Origin of the sequence: Cytobacillus depressus, assembly GCF_008923245.1 — a bacterium.
In the GTDB taxonomy this organism is placed as follows: Bacteria; Bacillota; Bacilli; order Bacillales; family Cytobacillaceae; genus Cytobacillus; species Cytobacillus depressus.
This window is the reverse complement of the sequence record NZ_WBOS01000004.1, coordinates 416,258-433,977: the sequence shown is the minus strand read 5'-3', so window position 1 is coordinate 433,977 and position 17,720 is coordinate 416,258. Positions and strand designations below refer to the sequence as shown.

At 35.4% G+C, this 17,720-nt stretch carries 13 protein-coding genes; 1 reads left to right on the top strand and 12 read right to left on the bottom strand.

Annotated features, from left to right (window positions below):
• Positions 1-612 precede the first annotated feature (612 nt).
• Positions 613-2,049, top strand: a complete 1,437-nt coding sequence (locus F7731_RS12755) for a YfcC family protein (RefSeq protein WP_246197204.1) — start codon at positions 613-615, stop codon at positions 2,047-2,049.
• A gap of 80 nt (positions 2,050-2,129) precedes the next feature.
• Here F7731_RS12755 and F7731_RS12750 read toward each other — a convergent pair whose 3' ends face one another.
• The 12 genes from F7731_RS12750 to F7731_RS12695 form a co-directional block, all read right to left on the bottom strand.
• On the bottom strand, positions 2,130-2,864 hold the full coding sequence (locus F7731_RS12750) for a LytR/AlgR family response regulator transcription factor (protein WP_151535151.1): 735 nt from the start codon (positions 2,862-2,864) through the stop codon (positions 2,130-2,132).
• A 23-nt stretch (positions 2,865-2,887) separates the two neighbouring features.
• On the bottom strand, positions 2,888-4,618 hold the full coding sequence (locus F7731_RS12745) for a LytS/YhcK type 5TM receptor domain-containing protein (RefSeq protein WP_170289704.1): 1,731 nt from the start codon (positions 4,616-4,618) through the stop codon (positions 2,888-2,890).
• Positions 4,619-5,195: 577 nt separating this feature from the next.
• Entirely contained in the window at positions 5,196-5,606 is a 411-nt protein-coding gene (locus tag F7731_RS12740) for a hypothetical protein (protein WP_151535149.1), read from the bottom strand.
• Positions 5,607-5,951: 345 nt separating this feature from the next.
• On the bottom strand, positions 5,952-6,980 hold the full coding sequence (locus F7731_RS12735; RefSeq protein WP_425481998.1) for a serine hydrolase domain-containing protein: 1,029 nt from the start codon (positions 6,978-6,980) through the stop codon (positions 5,952-5,954).
• 1,822 nt (positions 6,981-8,802) lie between these two features.
• Positions 8,803-9,963: an acyltransferase family protein gene (locus F7731_RS12730; protein WP_151535147.1), complete on the bottom strand. Its 1,161-nt coding sequence runs from the start codon at positions 9,961-9,963 to the stop codon at positions 8,803-8,805.
• An 889-nt stretch (positions 9,964-10,852) separates the two neighbouring features.
• Complete coding sequence (locus F7731_RS12725) at positions 10,853-11,383, bottom strand: DUF4871 domain-containing protein (protein ID WP_151535146.1); 531 nt, start codon at positions 11,381-11,383, stop codon at positions 10,853-10,855.
• Between the two features lie 294 nt (positions 11,384-11,677).
• On the bottom strand, positions 11,678-12,397 hold the full coding sequence (locus tag F7731_RS12720; protein WP_151535145.1) for a hypothetical protein: 720 nt from the start codon (positions 12,395-12,397) through the stop codon (positions 11,678-11,680).
• A gap of 228 nt (positions 12,398-12,625) precedes the next feature.
• On the bottom strand, positions 12,626-12,964 hold the full coding sequence (locus tag F7731_RS12715; protein WP_151535144.1) for a hypothetical protein: 339 nt from the start codon (positions 12,962-12,964) through the stop codon (positions 12,626-12,628).
• Between the two features lie 77 nt (positions 12,965-13,041).
• A complete protein-coding gene (locus F7731_RS12710) occupies positions 13,042-13,572 on the bottom strand; it encodes a hypothetical protein (RefSeq protein ID WP_151535143.1) in 531 nt (176 codons plus the stop codon).
• 309 nt (positions 13,573-13,881) lie between these two features.
• A complete protein-coding gene (locus tag F7731_RS12705; protein ID WP_151535142.1) occupies positions 13,882-15,114 on the bottom strand; it encodes an ATP-binding protein in 1,233 nt (410 codons plus the stop codon).
• Between the two features lie 382 nt (positions 15,115-15,496).
• Complete coding sequence (locus tag F7731_RS12700) at positions 15,497-16,516, bottom strand: hypothetical protein (RefSeq protein WP_151535141.1); 1,020 nt, start codon at positions 16,514-16,516, stop codon at positions 15,497-15,499.
• 62 nt (positions 16,517-16,578) lie between these two features.
• The gene (locus tag F7731_RS12695) at positions 16,579-17,487 is read right to left on the bottom strand and encodes an ROK family protein (protein ID WP_151535140.1); all 909 of its coding nucleotides are present in this window, start codon (positions 17,485-17,487) and stop codon (positions 16,579-16,581) included.
• Positions 17,488-17,720 lie beyond the last annotated feature (233 nt).

Below are 17,720 nucleotides of genomic sequence, written 5' to 3'. Positions count from 1 at the left end.
ACATATTCCTATAAAGTAACATTAATCATAAAATTATTAACCTAAAGCACATGGGCATATCCTGAATTGCGAACAGGGTAAATACCTTGTTCACATACATGAGCCATGAGTTAAATAAGTTTGCTCCTAAAGAATTGCGCCCTTTAATGGAATAACGAAAATTAGAAAAACGGATATGTATCTTCTTATTTTTCTGGAACTAAAAGCCTTTGTGTTCATGAACTTTGCCTCATCCGCTGCTGTTAGTCCATCTAGAATCTCATCCGGGGAGTGAAAGGTACTCAAATCTAATAGGACACAGTTCAGTTAGGGATCGATACTAGTTTTGGCATGTCGCTGGGCATTTTTGCAGCCGGGGAGAAACATGGACAAAGAAATGTAGGAAACAGTTCCCTCTCCCGATGAAGCACCCAGTGTTATTCTTTCACCATAGCGACAAGTAAAGTGTGCAGTTCGTTTCGGATTGTGTACCTCTTGTTTTATATGTGAACACTTTGTCACAAAAATGTCCGGGATAGCGTTTTCTTTTTTATAATGTGTACATACCAAGATTGACTTAATGCTATTTGCATTTATTTGGTAATATCATACACACTTTCCGGGGGGATTAACATGTTAAGTACGGAGCAACTGAACACGGAACAGGAGCCAAAAAAGAAAAAGAAAAAATTTGAGATGCCACATATTTATGTCATTTTATTTGTCTTTAGTGCGCTTGCCGCAATTACAACATATTTCATTCCGGCGGGGGAATTTAATCGTGTACCTGGTCCAGAAGGCCGAACAACGATAGACCCAAATTCCTTTCATCATGTTGAACAAACCCCTGTTGGGATTACAGACTTTTTGACGGTTATTCCACGGGGATTGATTGACGCAGGTGAGGTTGTATTCTTCACGTTTATCATTGGTGGGATGTTTATGGTTCTAAGGCGTACTGGAATCATTGAGGTCGCCGTTGATAAACTAGCACGGAAATTCTCGCATAAAAGTATTATGCTCATTCCTGTTTTAACAACCGTGTTTGCCATCATAGCAACATTGATTGGAACAGCTGAATTATCACTTGTTTACATTCCAGTTATCATGCCTCTTATTATTGCACTGGGTTATGATTCAATTACAGCAGCAGCCATTGCACTTTGTGGGACTGTTGTTGGGTTTACAGCAGGTGTACTAAATCCGATTAATACGGGGCTTGGACAAAAATTATCGGACTTGCCTGTTTTCTCTGGAATTGAATTACGTTTAATCGTTTTTATTGTGACGGTTACGGCAGCCATTTTATTCATTATCCGTTATGCAAGGAAAGTCAAAAAGGATCCAACGCGTAGTCTAGTATATGAAGATGATATGGAAAAGCGTGCTTTATATAAAAGTGTGGGAAAAGCTGAAGCCATTTCAGCCACTGCACGGCAAAAGTGGGCAGCGGTTGCAGCGCTTGTATTCTTCGTCATTCTTGTATATGGTGTCATTTCAAAAGGTTGGTTTATGGTTGAAATGGCAGGACTCTTTATCATCATGGGAATTGTCGTTGGAATGATTGCCGGTCTTAAATTAGGTGAACTTTGCGAAGCCTTTACCCAAGGGTTTAAAGATGTTTTAATGGGAGCGTTTATAGTTGGGCTGGCTCGGGCAGTTGCAGTTGTACTAGAAGATGGTAACATTATGGACACAATGGTTCATACGCTTGGTTCACTCGTTGGTGATTTGCCACCAGCATTAGCGGCAGTTGGTATGTATGTTGTGCAGGTCTTTATTAACTTTATTATTTCTTCTGGTAGTGGACAAGCGCTTGTAACCATGCCAATAATGGCGCCACTTGCTGATATGGTTGGTGTGACGAGACAAACTGCTGTTCTTGCTTATCAACTTGGTGATGGGTTCACTCATATATTTTATCCGACAAGTGGGTACTTCATGGCAGCACTTGCGATTGCGGGTGTGCAATGGCAGAAATGGATTCGTTTCTTCTTCCCATTGTTCCTCATTTGGGCTGGAATTTCGGTTGTGACACTTGTCATCGCCCAATTGATTGGCTGGTCATAATAAATTTTAGAAATAGCATCTATTCTTTTAATTAAAGAATGGATGCTATTTTTTTGTTTTAAAGGCAAGACGAAACCAACTTATTTAAATCCCAATTTTTGTTTAACATTTTTAGCGTATGAGCGACTGATAGGTACTTTTGATCCATCTTTTAAAATTAAATTATACGCACGATTAAGCCATGGTTCTATGGCGGAAACCTGCTTTAAATTAACGATATAACCACGGTGCACTTGTAAAAAGTCATCGCCTAGCTTTTCTAATATTTGATAAAGCAACAGATCAGTTTCATATTTATGCTTGGCGGTTTTAATATACGTTTGGCGATTTTCTGTTCCTATATAGTAAATCTCATCAACTTGTACAATAATCATTCTATCTTCGTCTTTTACCGGAATTGTTTTTGTTCCGTGCGGCTGCGTATCCTCTTGTTGCGGTTTAACACTATGGAACTGTGCGTGTACTAGTAATTTGTCTACAGTTTTACGAAGCCTTGACTCATCAATTGGCTTGACAATGTAATCAACAGCATCAAGATCGAATGCATCAAGTGCATACGCATCATAAGCTGTAGCAAATACAATCATCGGTTGTTTTTTCATATGTTTAAATTGTTTCGCCAGTTCCATTCCATTTCCTTTAGCAAGCTGGATGTCAAGGAACACAACATCAGGTTGACATTCATTAATATCCCATAGAGCTTCGTGCATCGTTTCGGACTCGCCAATAATCTCTATATCACCTGTTTCATTTAATAAATATTTTAATTCCTCTCGTGCAAATTGTTCATCCTCTACAATAAATGCATACAGCATATCTACCTGCCCTCTCTATATAATTAAAATTGTATCGGTAATGTAATTGAAACGGTAGTTCCTTGCCCTGGTTTACTTTCCATGTTAAAAGATGCATTTTGGCTAAATAAAGCGGTTAGACGCTCCTTAATATTAAAGAGTGCGGACCCACTTCCGTTTTTGGTTGAGTTAACGACACGCTGGCCTAAATCAACGAGCCTTTCTGGGGGCACGCCAATTCCATTGTCGATAACGATTAACTGTAGTTTCGATTCTGTTCGTTGTTTAATGTTGATATGAATTTTTCCAGTTTCCCCTAAGTTCTTTAATTCACCATGGGTAATCGCATTTTCTACAAGCGGTTGTAGAATAAAAGGTGGAATGAGAGCATGACTTAGATTCGGATCCATCTCGACGCTAAGTTCAAACCTATCAGGAAATCGTGCTTCTTCTAATGCGAAATAGGCATGGACATTTTCCAATTCTTTTTCGATACGTACAAGACGGTCGGTAAGTCCTGTCAAATTGTTTCTTAAAAAGGTAGATAAATGAAGTAACAATTTACGAGCGAGCATAGGATCCATGCGACAAAGTGCAACAATTGTATTAAGAGCATTGAATAAAAAATGAGGATGAATTTGGGCATGTAGCGCCTTTACTTCTGCATCTTGCAGTAACTTATTATAACGTTCAACCTCTCCCAGCTCTAATTGACTAGAAAATAAATTACTAAGTCCTTCTGCCATTTCTCGTTCAACAGAAGTCATGAGAAATGGATGGCGAAAATAAAATGTTAACGTCCCAATCGTCTTATCTTTTACGAGTAACGGCAATACAATAAACGCCGCATTATTTACATTTCGCGGATATAATGCATTCGTAAAGGATCGAACGATTTTCATATTCCCCGTTTTAATTACCTGTTCTCTATATTTAAGCTCAGATGGATTGCTGGTTCCGCCTGTATGAGCTAGCTCTCTAATACCGCGGGTAATTGCCACATGGTCGACATTGGTTAATTGTTGGATGACCTTTGCGGCTTTTGATGCCGTGGATTCGTTTAACCCCTGACGGAAAAGTGAAAGTGTCCGGTTTGCAATCGATAGTGCCGTAGCCGTTTGGTTAGCACGTGTTCGTTCCTCAGCCTGAATGACACTATAAAAAATCATCGCACAAATCCAGATACCAATACTATTGATGACGATAATCGGAATCCCAGTATAGCTAATTAAATGAAGAGCTGTAATGTGCTGGGTAGTAAACAATGGGATAAGTAAAATTTGAATGATCAGAATCAAAATACTAATTAAAAGCATAGGTAAAGGGCGAATTAAGCCAATGCCACGCAGTTTGCGGCCAAATAGTCCTGCCAATCCACCACCGACAAGTGAGGCAATAAAACTGGCTTCGCTAATAAATCCCCCCATAAAGAAGCGATGTCCACCTGCAATTAAAGCTGATCCAAGTCCAACCAATGGGCCACCAACCAGCCCACCCATGATAATGCCAATATTGCGTGTATCTGCAATGGCATTATTCATTTGAAGTTCAGGATTCCATAGGTTAGAAATTACATGTGCTTCTGGATTGACGACGATGGCTGTATAATTCCCAATGACACCAAATAATCCAAAGAGCATTATCATAACAAAGCTACCTTTGATGTTTAAATCTCGATAGATCATCTGTCTAAAAATAGGCAGTCGTGTGAAGAGGAAGGCAATAGTGATGATAAGCGTCATTCTTGATAGCATTTGTGATAATAGATCCCACATGTTAAATCCCCGTTTCTTTTCCACTCTTAAATAAATTTCTTTTTTCATAGTGCTTCTATTTTTCATAGTAAGGGGTAACTGGTAGCTTGGCAATAAAATCGTTTTTTAGACGGCCTAATAAAACTACCAACAAATATTAATACTGCCCCTCCTGATGTCATTACACCATATACGAATGCTGATTCCAAAAAACCTAATGGATAAATAATTGAACTTGTTAAAACTCCTAACCCAAATGAACTAATTGAATACCCAATTAACTTCCTATTCATTTTATATATCGTCTCCTACATAAAAAACACCGATATTAACCAATTGATATAACATATTCAATAACTTAAAAAAGCTCATTCTTCAACTAAACTAGCCTTTAAATAAAAAAGACGCGTTCCTAAATAAACGCGTCCTTTAATAAAATAACTTCTGGCCTTTTTCATGAAGAAAGACGCTTTCCTTTTTTTAGAAAAGCGCCCGATTGTGGAAGATCATAAGTACATGTCTTGATCAACAAATGCCCTGTTAGCTAAAGAAGCGACTGTTCCTAGTGGAAAATCATCTCTTGTTGAATAATACTTCGTTACCTTTCTATATAAATTATATCATTAGAGGGTGTAAGAAACTCTTTATCAGCTAAGGAAAAAGAGGTTTGTAAACGATTTATTTCTGCATACTGAACTACTTTTCCATTATTGAGGAATATCAATAAATAGATATCATCTCTCGAACTAATATTACTTGGGTCTTTGAAATTAACGCCTACTTGTTTTTCTATCTCTTCTTGCGACGTATAAGGATTAATTAAAAATGCCTTGTCCCACTCAAAATTTGTAAAAGCCTTTATATATATTTCGCTATCACTTTTATCGGAGACCATAATAATAGACGTATTAATATTTTTTTCTAATTCTGTGTTTTGTTTGATGTTGTAGTTATTGCATCCAATTAACAATAACAGAGAAAATAAAACAATACCCATTCGCTTTATCAATATATTACCTCCCCTGTTTATTTATGTTGTCCTCTAAAATATGTACTTTATCTTAAAAGCCTCTGTCTTAATAAGTTCCAAATAAAATATCCGAACTCTATTTTTTATGAAAATACCCCCCCAAACCATAAGTATTCAATTTTTCTTGAGATTCTTCCTCCATTAAATGGCCCTTTTCATGAAGAAAGACGCTTTCCTTAATTCAGAAAAGCGCCCTATTCTTGAATAAAACATAATTCTTGTTTTATTAGGTAGTTAATTGAGCAGTATCTATTGTTCCTAAGCTAAAATGCATCACCAGGGGAAGGCGATTTTTAATCGAAAACAGCATAAAGATGTACGAAGTTAAATTTCAAAATATTTTTCTATCGCTTTCATAACTTTCAATGGCCCTGAACTTTTGTTTGAAGGAATTACAAGTTTAATCCCGGACTCAGGATACAGAGCCGAATGAAAGCTCACCCCGGGATCGTACCCCATTATATGATACTTGAATATGGAATTATTACGTTTGTTGATCCAAATTCCATACCCATAATGGACTTCCTCTTTTACATGAATGTGTGAGGTCATAAGTAGTTCAGTATATTTTTTACTTAAAAGACGATAATCCAGTAATGCTTCCCAAAGTTTGATCATATCAGGTGCAGAGATAAAGGCTCCTCCATCAGCACCACCTTTGATCGGAATCGAGTAGATATTCGTTTTCCATGTCCCACCTTCGTCGTCGATGTATCCATAAGCTGTGTTTTTGGGGAGCCGATCTAATGAAAAATAGCCTGAATCATTCATACCGCATTGATTAAAAAGATTCGTTTCAATATAATCGGTAAAAGAAAGGCCTGTTTGTTGTTCCACAATTAAACCTAAAACAATAAATGCAGCATTATTATAATGAAATCTTTCTCCAGGTTCGAACATCATTTTTTTGTTTTTAAACAATGGCAGAAAATCGCTTAAATCCTTTAATAGATACATAGGTGTTTGTTTCCAAAGATCTTCAAAGTTATCCATCTCCTCTTCGTCAAAATAATCTGGAATTCCAGAACTGTGGGTTAAAAGATGATGGATCATTATATTTTCATCGAAATGCGGAAAAACTATATCTAAACAGTCTTTAAGTCGTGTATCAAATGATAATATTTCATTCTCAACTAATTGGCAAACTGCAATTGCAGTAAACAACTTACAGCCTGAAGCCATACCAAATCGTGTGTTAATGTTATTCAATCGTTCTTCAGGCCGCTCAGAATATCCAGATACTGATTCAAATAGTATTTCATTGTCGTCCTTCACGAAAACAACTCCAGAAAATCCCTCGTTGTTTATGACCTTTTTAATCGATTCACCAACCTTTACACCTCTTTTAGTCAAGTTCCACCACCTCATTTTAGATGAATATTTTTTTCAAATCCCTGCCCCTTTCTAACGGAGGGTAAAATGCATATCGATGTACCATATTCAACCAAATATCATCCTTTTTAATTTCAATTTACCTTCTGAAAACTCCTTCTCTTATGCAAGAATATGGCCCTTTTCATGAAAAGAGACGCTTTCCTTATTTCATAAAAGTGCCCGATTGCGGAAGTTCACTAAGTTTCTATTAATAGTTTCGTGCAAGAAAAAAGAGGATTGCAACCAATGGTTGACGATGGTGTAAATGACTCTGATTTTCTGAAAATTATCTTAGTCGTATGTTTCCCGCATTTTGTAGGGGAGGCCCTTGTCAACCAGGTTCCTTTATTGTGTAATATATCAATAAAGGTTATTTATAATTTTTATTAAAAATATTTAAAATTTTTGTATATACTTTTTTATTAAAAGGTTTTATCAAAAATATAATTATCGCCAAAATGATAACAATAGTAACTGATAAATAAAATATAATATACATAATTGTAAAACCAGGGAATTGGAATAGATTTAATAAATAAAGTATTAATCTAGAAGAAATTATCACAAATATCCAACCAGGGAGTAAGGTTAAAAAGGGATCATTTGATGATTTATTTGTATAATTTTTCAAATAATAGAAAACCTTATAACTTAAATGTAAATATATGTATATCAACAAACCACTTATGATAGCATCCCACCACAATTAAGTTTTCCCGCCTCAATAAATTTCGGATTCAAATACTTTTACAAAAAAATATTATTACTAAAAAGTAGCTAGATAAATATATATCTAACCACTTTTTTAGTAAAATTAAGGAATTTTAGGCATTTGTTGCATTTATACAGGAATTTTATTATAGAGATTTCTTGCACTAATACAATAACTTACATATGTATATATACTATATAAAGTGCCTAAACCTGGAATAGCCCTTAATAATTTACTACTTAATTTTTTAATAAGTGTTAAATTTAGAAGATCACCTTTTTTAACAGTTCTCCACACAGCATCTGCAACACCTAATACACCGAAGGTTACCAACTCCTTCTCTGCAGTTTTTATATTATTTGCTACAGCTTTGAAATCTCTATATTGCCAAACTGTTGACTTAACTTGTTTAGAACGAGGATAATCAACAGCAAATGCTTTTCCATCACTGTATTCTTCCCACCATATTGATGCTACTTTTGAACCGCCGGAAGCTAAGGAACAGAAACGTTACCACTAACCAATAATTTTAATAGTTCCATTGTCAACCCTCATGTTGAATATATCCATAGATTACACATTCTGTATAAAATTTAAAATTCCCTTCCAACTTTAGGACCAAAACCGTGTCTATTCAGTTTTCTTTTGAGTAAAAATTCATAAGAATTAATAAACATACTGCCAAAACATTGATTGCCAGAAACAATGTTGGACCCCCTAGTACAAACAAACTGAAAAACAAAAAAAGATTTCGAGCTTTATCAATTTTATTAAAAGACAAGAAAATAATTATGAACATCTATAATTAAACGATTTATTATAATGTCACATATTATATAGGGTAAAAAGGAAGGATAGATTAACATGGGATTATACCTGCTTACATCTATCCTTTTTTGTACAACATATGACCTCATTTACTACTACAACACCAAAGCTTATACCACAACAAAATTATCATTTGTATCTTCAACAAACGCGCCCGATTGTTGAATAAGATTACATTACTGCGTATCGTCTGCCTACTAAGATAAAAGCCAGCATTATTTCTGGCTTTTCACTTTTCACTTATTTAAATATTATTTCCGTTCACATCATTTTTTTGAGGTATGGAATCTTTCGCCATACAAAATGACTTAGCAAAAAACTTAAAACAATTCCCCAAAATGCTGTTATAAGGAATTTAGCCCAGACTGATATTGGCAGGTCATTCAATGTATATTGGAGGGAGACAACTACTGGGACATGGATGAAATAAACAACAAATACATTGTTTGATAACATCTTTGACCAACGACTAGTGCCGTTAATTTTTTCTCTAAATAAAATTAGAAGACCAATTATTAGCGAAATACACAGTAACGTCTCAATAAATGATCGAGCCAACGAACCGAAGTTTTGGCCACCCTTTAAAAGAAAAGGATATACTGTAGTCCCTCCAAAATACAAAATAGTTACAATAAAAATTCCAATAGCAAGCCAGATGTATCCTGCTCTCACACTTAGAGTTAAAAACCATTTGCGATGATAAGCCATAATGCCTAAATAAAAGAAACTCACATACTGTGGTACATGTGCAAATTCTGTTTGAATAAACCCTAAGAAAGCTGACCAATGATCAATAGGAAACCATATCCTTGTAATGAAAGTCACTAAACTAACGACCAACCACAAGGAGAGAATCTGATAAACCTTAATTTTTCCATCAGATTTTTTTGTGGATTTCTTACATGTAAAGAAGGTCCAGACTGAAAACACAACCGCATACACAAGTAAATGCTCTAAAAACCATAAATGGCCAAATTGCATATCAGGCCATGATGGCCCAGTCCAATTGGTTGGTTCATTGCCAAGTCCAAAAAATATATTAACATAGTAAGAAAAAAATGAGATGGGTTCATACTCTCTGAAATTAATGTAATATAAATACATCAGAATAGGAATTATCACGAGAAATCCCAGTAGTAATGGAATACCGATTCTAATAAATCGTTCTTTTAAAAATCGTTTCGGCCCTTTTCTCGCGATTGATTGAGGGAGAAAATAGGCTGATAAAAAGAAAAACATACTCATAAAAAATGCTGCATTTACAGAGAAAAATCTACCCAACCAGTTGATTGATTCATCATCCAAAAAATACCACCAACCACCTGGTCCATAGGCTTGCCCAGCATGGTGAGCTACTACAAGCATAATTAAAGCTATTTTTATATTATCGATGAAATATAAATGATCACTCTCTTTTTTCACTTTTAAACCCCATTCCCATTAAAAAATTACACTTAAATAATGACGTATTTTTTACCATTATAGTAAAAAAATTCAAATATAGTAAATAATTTTATTATTTATACATCTATGTAATTTATAGACGCTAATCCTTGTAAGGGAATAGCACCCGATATCTAAGGATCGGTAGAACGAGATATAAGTACATGGATTACCTCCTTAATTTTTACGAAGTACTCCTTATTCCCTTTTTTGATATGCAACAATACCCTAGATCAAAAAGCTGTTGTATGTTATTGTCTTGCTTCGTTAGCATAGGGAGAACTACTATGAAGAATGCTTACCGTTGCCTGAGATGAAAGTGCATCGTCAGAGATTTTGCACAATCTGAATTGGATTACCATCCGGATTTGCAACCCAAGCAATGAGCAGCGACCGAGCCATTCGTGCGGTGATACCAGGGCTTTGGTGCCATTCGAGGTGACGGTTTCAAAGGCAGCAGCAGTGTTATCCGTCCACAAAATCACTGCAATACGCTGCCCACGAGACACGGGGGAGAGGCCGTGATCATCGCGCGTAGAGGAAACAGATGCGAAGCCTATTCTATAGTCATCGAGAACCAAATCAATATGATCGGTTCGCCATCATTTGGCACTCGTAAGGACTCGTGAATCCCAGACTCTTGTAGAACGCAGCTGCTCTAACTACATCTGAACTGAACAGAATAACTTGGGGATTACGGAAGATCGACAATTTGTTATACCTCCTATTGTTCAAGTTGGAGTGTGGGCCATATATTATTAGTTCAATTGTTTCGTGAAAATTCCTTTTTTATTCAATTATATGGCCCTTTTCATGAAGAAAGACGCTTTCCTTATTACAGAAAAGCGCCCAATAGTCGAACAAGAAATTAGCTTTCTTCAACATTTACAATAATTTCACCAAATAATTTATCACCAATATAAACGTTTAGCTTCCATAATCCTTCTGTCGGAAATTCCATATTTGATGGAACATGTGTGTCAGCTCCATTATTAGGACTTATTGCAACTTCTGGATACTCCCAAACTTTTTCACTATTAGGTGTTCCCGCATTTCTAATAAGGACTTTGTGTTCTTCACCTTTTTCGTTAATACCAACAACTTTTAAATTTCCCTCAAATTCTTCTTTTTCTCCCCAAAAATGCCACATATATTTATTACCTTTTCCTGCAATAATTGGTTGAGCTTCTGCGACTCCCTCTTTACCAGAGCCAACTAAAAATCCAATTCTTCCTTCCTCTCCAACCAAAACATATTCTCCTTTTATTCCATCTCCAAATGTAACAGGAATATTAAAAGTCGGACTTACTTCCCAATCCTCTTTTTTTACTGTTTCTGTTTTTTCTGAACAACCTACTAACATACCTATTAAAAACAAACATAATATAATTTTTTTCATAATAACCTCCTCATATATTTGACGAAAAACAAACTATTTAGTTTCGTAATATTCAGATTATTTTAAGTGTAAGATAACCCTTCTTTTACTAAGAAGCCATCGTTACTTTAAGTACATAATTTCACAATCTGGCCCTTTTCATGAAGAAAGACGCTTTCCTTATTTCAGAATAGCGCCCGATTGTTGAATATCATAAGTATATGTCTTGTTAAACTAACGCCCCCGTTTGTTTAAGTACATTTTTTCACAATATCATTGTTTTGTTTACCAAGTTAACACTATTACTAACTCTAATCAACTTGATGCCTTATAAGGATTTGCCTCAAATACAGCAGATTCTGCTTTATACATTTTTCCATCCCAAGCATATCTAACTTTTATACTGCCTATGTAAGCCTCAGGGATAGTTACAAAAACATTTGTTGTGCCATAAAGAATACCATCTTTAGGTTCATAATTTTCAATTGCACCTACTCCAGGGTGGTCAACAGGAGTCTGGTATCCAAACTTTGTATAGTCCACTACATATTTCTTTTTGCCAATTAAAGCCGTGATTTCATTACCTTTTTGTTCTATTTTTACAAGTCGCTTAACGGCAGCATTTAGGGACTCAACTGGTACCTTTTCATATCTCCTGTAAGGGTCATGTACTTGATTTAACACATGTATTTCTTTTGTAGATATTCCTGAACCTGCTCCTGAAATCAATGCGACTATAACATCCTTTAGTCCATCGCTATTAATATCTTCATAAAATAATTTAGGGGCAAACTTATCGTTATACCAATTTGGAAAGTTGTAAAATAATTCTCCACCAACACTGTCAACTCCACCGCCAATTTGAACAGTAAAGTTTTTAGTAGCCATACTATCTACCTTATCTGCAATTAGAAATATGTTTTCATACCATACATCGGATATAATGTGTGATGTAACAACTCTCTGTACTGCATATGCTTTTCCTGTATGACAAACTAAAAACGTTATTATTAAACCTATAAAGAATTTCCTCATTGTTCTCACTCCTTTTTATTTATAATTTCCAAATAGGAGTGAATAATGGGTGTCAAATGTCCAATAATGGGTCCCTTTCTTATTGAACTAATCTGCCACTTTAGTTTAAGTACAATTCTTCACAATCTCACATAAATATCCAGTTTTGTTTAAAGTCTTATTCCATTAAATGGACCTATTACTGAAAAAGGCACAATTCTTCTTCAAGAAAAGCGCCCGTTAATGGAATTAAGCTATTATGAAAAGTGAAAAAAGTAATGTTAGTACTATCATAATTACGGATAATATTTTTCCTGTTTTTGCTCCCAAATCGCTTTTAAATTTATTACCAATTATCCACGCTGGTATATAAAAAATTAGCGAATAAAACATTGTATAATGTAGACCTGTTTCGCCATTTGACCAAGGATTTAAGCCTACAAAACGTAAAATAGTATCTCCAAGCGCTCCGTGTTTGCCAAATGAAAATGAAAATAATAATCCTATTACAAATAGTAATAGTGAAATTGACCCTAATCCTAGTCTTTTACGAAGATTATCAGTTTTCAGCTTCTCACTAGCCCCCATTTCATTTCCCCCTTTGTGTTTAAAGGCAATACACAATATGATCAGTTCAACTATCTGGCCCTTTTCTAGAATAAGGATTAAAAGTTTATTTCAAGAATCTGTTTAATGTCATTAAATAGCTCCTTATGCTTTTCAATAGTAATTCGAGGCTTCTGCGGGGCGTTGAAATCCTTATAAAAAAATATGAAGGTTCCATCACTTAACACGGAAAAAGCATATGGCGCCTTTTTACTAGTTTCCAGTTTTTCACCCTCGGAAAAATAAAACAAGTAATTGTTTTGCTCCTTCAATTGATTAGTGACATTCTCACTATTTGTTTCTTTTACCTCGAGACCTTCAACCATTGTTAATACTTGTTTTATTTTTTGCTTGTCTTTAATCGTTTTTGTCATTTCTCTAGAACTTGTATTATCCTCTGCTTTTTGAATGAGTAACTGACCTGATAAGCTTTTATCTTTAATATTAACAACCTCTATATTTTCAGAGCAGGAGCTTAATAAAAATAGAACAGCTATTGAGATTAAAGCAAAATATCTTTTGATAATATCCCTCCGTTCCTTTTGAACAAATCCTTTTCCAATAATCGTGCCCATTACCCAAATAAGCAAATACTGTTTACGTTCCAGGAGTAGTCAAAAAATACATAACTATAAGGATAACCATTATTACCAAAATACCAAAGATAAGACGTTTCAAGGTACTCCCCCTATATTGCTAACAACCCATTTACTAATGAATATTCTTCATTCCAAGCTCATAGTCCTTTACCATTAAATGGCCCGTTTGTTGAATAGCATAACTGACGTTTTAGTTTTAAATATACTTTATTATGATTTAAGCAACTTTCACGAAACATAAAAAGCCTGCACAGGGATAAATCCCTTTTGCAGGCTTTTCTATTTTTCGAAACAATTTCCTCACTGAACAATTGGTAAAATCACTTCTACCTTTGTTCCCTTATTGAGTTTACTTTCCACCGTGATTTCCCCTTGATGATCTTCAACAATTTTTTTCGAGACGAGAAGGCCCAGTCCTGTTCCATCTTGCTTTGTTGTATAGAAAGGATCAAATAGCTTCTCTAAATCAGATTTCGGAATGCCGCAGCCTTGGTCGATAAAGCTGATTGATAACTTATGATCTGCCACGAGCTTTAATAGAATCCTAAATTCTCCACCATTCTCCATAGAGTCTAGGCCGTTTTTTATAAGGTTCATAAAGACTTGTTTTATTTGATTCTCGTCACATTCAATCGGGGGAATTTGATCATCACTCTCAATTGAAAACGCAATCTTTTTCTGAGATGCCTGTTGTTCTGTTACAGAAATTACGTAGGAAATATTATTCTTCATATCACATTTTTGGAACTGGCTAGGTCGGGGTTTTCCAAGCAGCAGTAGATCATTGACGATTGAATTAATTCGATCAATCTCCTGTTCCATAATTGAAAAATACTGTTGATCACTTGTATATTTTTCTTTTTGTAATTGTGTAAATCCCTTTAAAGATGCAAGTGGATTTTTGATTTCATGACCAACCGAAGCTGCCATCTGACCGACAAATGCAAGCTTTTCCTTATGCCGCAATTCCTCGTAAGCATTGGTCAATGTGCGAATAAAGGAATAAGAACGGTTTAAAAAAATGAAAGCAATAACCGAGAGGACAATAATTAAAGCGACCGGAAAAACGACAGCCCCTGACTTAATAAAGACACCAACAATTAAATACCGTAAAATGGACGCAATGAAAGCGACCCAAAAAAAACGTTTATTAATAAAAATAGGCGAAAATAATATAAGAATCAGTTCTGCAGCATTCCCGCTTCTATATTCAGTACTTTCTGCTGTGAACTGCAAAATATCACTAAAGGCAGCAAACGCCATATATAGAATAATATATAAGTATTTGATGGAATGCTGTTTTCCCTTTCTACTTAAATAGAACGAAACAGGTAGCACCCCGAGTAATATGACATATCCCCAATAGACTAATGGTATGTCTAGTTCAGGTTTCATACCGAGAATAAATTTTGGAAATAAATAATAGTAAAAGAAATCGTATAAAACTAATGTGATATAAAAGCTTATTAAATAAACTTTCAGTGCACGCTTCTCTTCTCGAAGCAGCCACGAATTAATATTCTTTTTTTTCATTGGTGTTCCTCACAATAAATAATCATTTTTATAAAAATTCTATTAATCGTCAAAAACCACCTTATTTCGACACGTTTCTTCAAGTTTACTATAACTTTAAGCCTATTAACAATATCCAGGCAGATTTCAGAGTATTGCATAAAAGCGGAAGCGCCTTGGTCACCCCCGACAAGCATAAGACGGTCCGCACGGAAAGGCGTTCTTTCCTTTCTGGGTGGAACGGCTTATGACCTCGAGGGGGTAGGCGCTCCTCCTAAAAGCTATCGCTTTTACTCGTGCGATGTTTATGCTGCCGTAGTGTTCCTTGTGGAGCTAGACAGATAAAAAAAAGCATGAACCAAAGGATTTTTCCATTGTACTCATGCTTTATATAGTAACCTTTTCAAATATTAAAATGTTTTCGTGCTTTTAATGCGATTGCTTCGGGTGTTTTATATGTAAGTGACTCCTGGTGAAGTGCTTGATAATAGTTGATGTCACTTGTATTCATCATTCCTATAGTAAAACGCGGTATGAGGCGAGCATTCATGGCCTGTTTCGACGATTCCTCATTTATCGATATATTTAAAGCCATGTTAAAGCTGGCGAATCCTTGATCTTTTAACGTTTGAAAAATGACTTGCAATCCTTCAGCAAAATCTGTCCAATCTAGTTCATTAATATCATGGATTGAATATTTATTCTTAAAGACAGCCAAGAAATCATTTTGGCCCTTCGGTGCAAATGCATGCATCCAAGCTACATTCCCTTTTTCGCCAATCCATCGCTCGCCGAGTGACTTTTCTATTTCATATAAGTCTGTAAATGCATCTTGCTCTCCTTTATAAGTTTGTGTTTTTTCATCAAGAAGTGCCTGATAATTTGTTGGAGAATCCGATACACAAACTTGTATGTGAGGATGGAGAACACTCCCACCTGCTTCGGGTAAATAGTTCCAATTAATTGAAGCAAAACGGGCTTCACAATCAGAAGCTATAATTTTTTGTATATAGTCTTGTGCTGCCGAAAACGCATCACTAATCATAGTAGTCGTAAATTCTTCTAATTGAACATAATGTTGACTAGAGAAGATAATAACTCCATTATGCTTGCTATAAGGAAACAGATTCGGAAATCCCACCGCTTCTCCTTTGTAAATCCGTCCCTTTCCTATAATCTCTTTAGGAAAAACAGGAGTCAATTTCAATAAATTTTCCGGACAGAATGGACATTTAGCCCCCCCATTTTGAACGGCTATCTCCGAGTAATCTGGTGGTAAAAATACTAATCCCGAATCATAAATAAGCCGAGATGTCTCACCGGTTAACGGATCAAATCGAACTTCAGTACTCCGTTCAATCGCATTTCCGTTATTATCAAAAAAATTAAAACACTCTTCTTTTTTTTGAAAGGTTATTGTCATTATTCCTCCCCCTTATTAACAGAATACTCTTTCATTAACAATGATACCATTTCCTGTATTCATTAAGTGATATTCCGTCCACTTTTATAATATTCACCGTTCAAAATTAATTGAGCCGCTCCATACATCCCAGCTTTATTCCCAAGAGATGCCTTTAAAATCTTTACATCTGAAAAGCTTTCCAAAGCTAATTCTTTTACTTTCGCAGAAATCATATGAACGAGCTTCTCCTGTTCCATAATTCCTCCGCCGAGGATAATAGCCGGGGGATTAAAGATATGAATAAGCGAGGTTAAACCGAGAGCCACTTCATAGACCCAATCATGAATAACTCTTTCAAGTTCCTTGTCCTGTTGATTATCTTCGGCAAAAATAATTCGGCCGTTGAAATATTTTTGATTTATTTTTCTCGCGTTTTTAACTAAAGCGGTGGCAGATGCATAAGTTTCATAGCAACCCGATCCCCCGCAGGAACATCGAGCCCCGCGTGGATGAGTAATCATATGGCCAAATTCAGCTGCAATCCCTTTATGTCCCTTGAATATGGTAGAATCAATCACAATGGCTCCGCCAATACCCGTACCGATCGTGAGGCAAAGAAAGTCATTAAAGCCCTTCCCCGCTCCATAATATTTTTCTCCTAGAGCTGCAGCATTCACATCGTTTTCGATTTTGACAGGTACACAAAACTTCTTCTCCAAAACATCCTTTAATCTTAATCCATTTAAGTCTGGAATATTTCCGCTCGAGTAAATATAACCTTCTTCACTATCAACGCAACCCGCAATGCTCACTCCAATCGCTTCATAGTCATGAAACCCGGTGATTATATTATTCAATTTATCTATGATGTTTTTTTCACCGTTTTGAAGTTCTGTTGGGTATTCTTTCATTTGAGTTAAATGCCCGTTTTCATCACATATCCCGGTTTTTATTAATGTACCTCCAATATCTAAGACTAATATATTCATTATAGCCTCCACACTTTTGATAAATTAGGACGAGTCATAATTATTAAAACTTATATTTTTCTATATAAAGCCTCAACTCCTGGAGTCGAATGTATATTCAAGTAAATAGTTTTTCGTTATTTATATAATATTACAATTTGTTTGATAATTGCTGAAATTAACTTCATATTTTCTAAATTGTACTGTAAAATGAATCCAGTGGGTTTTATTTATACGTTATACTTTGTGAAAAT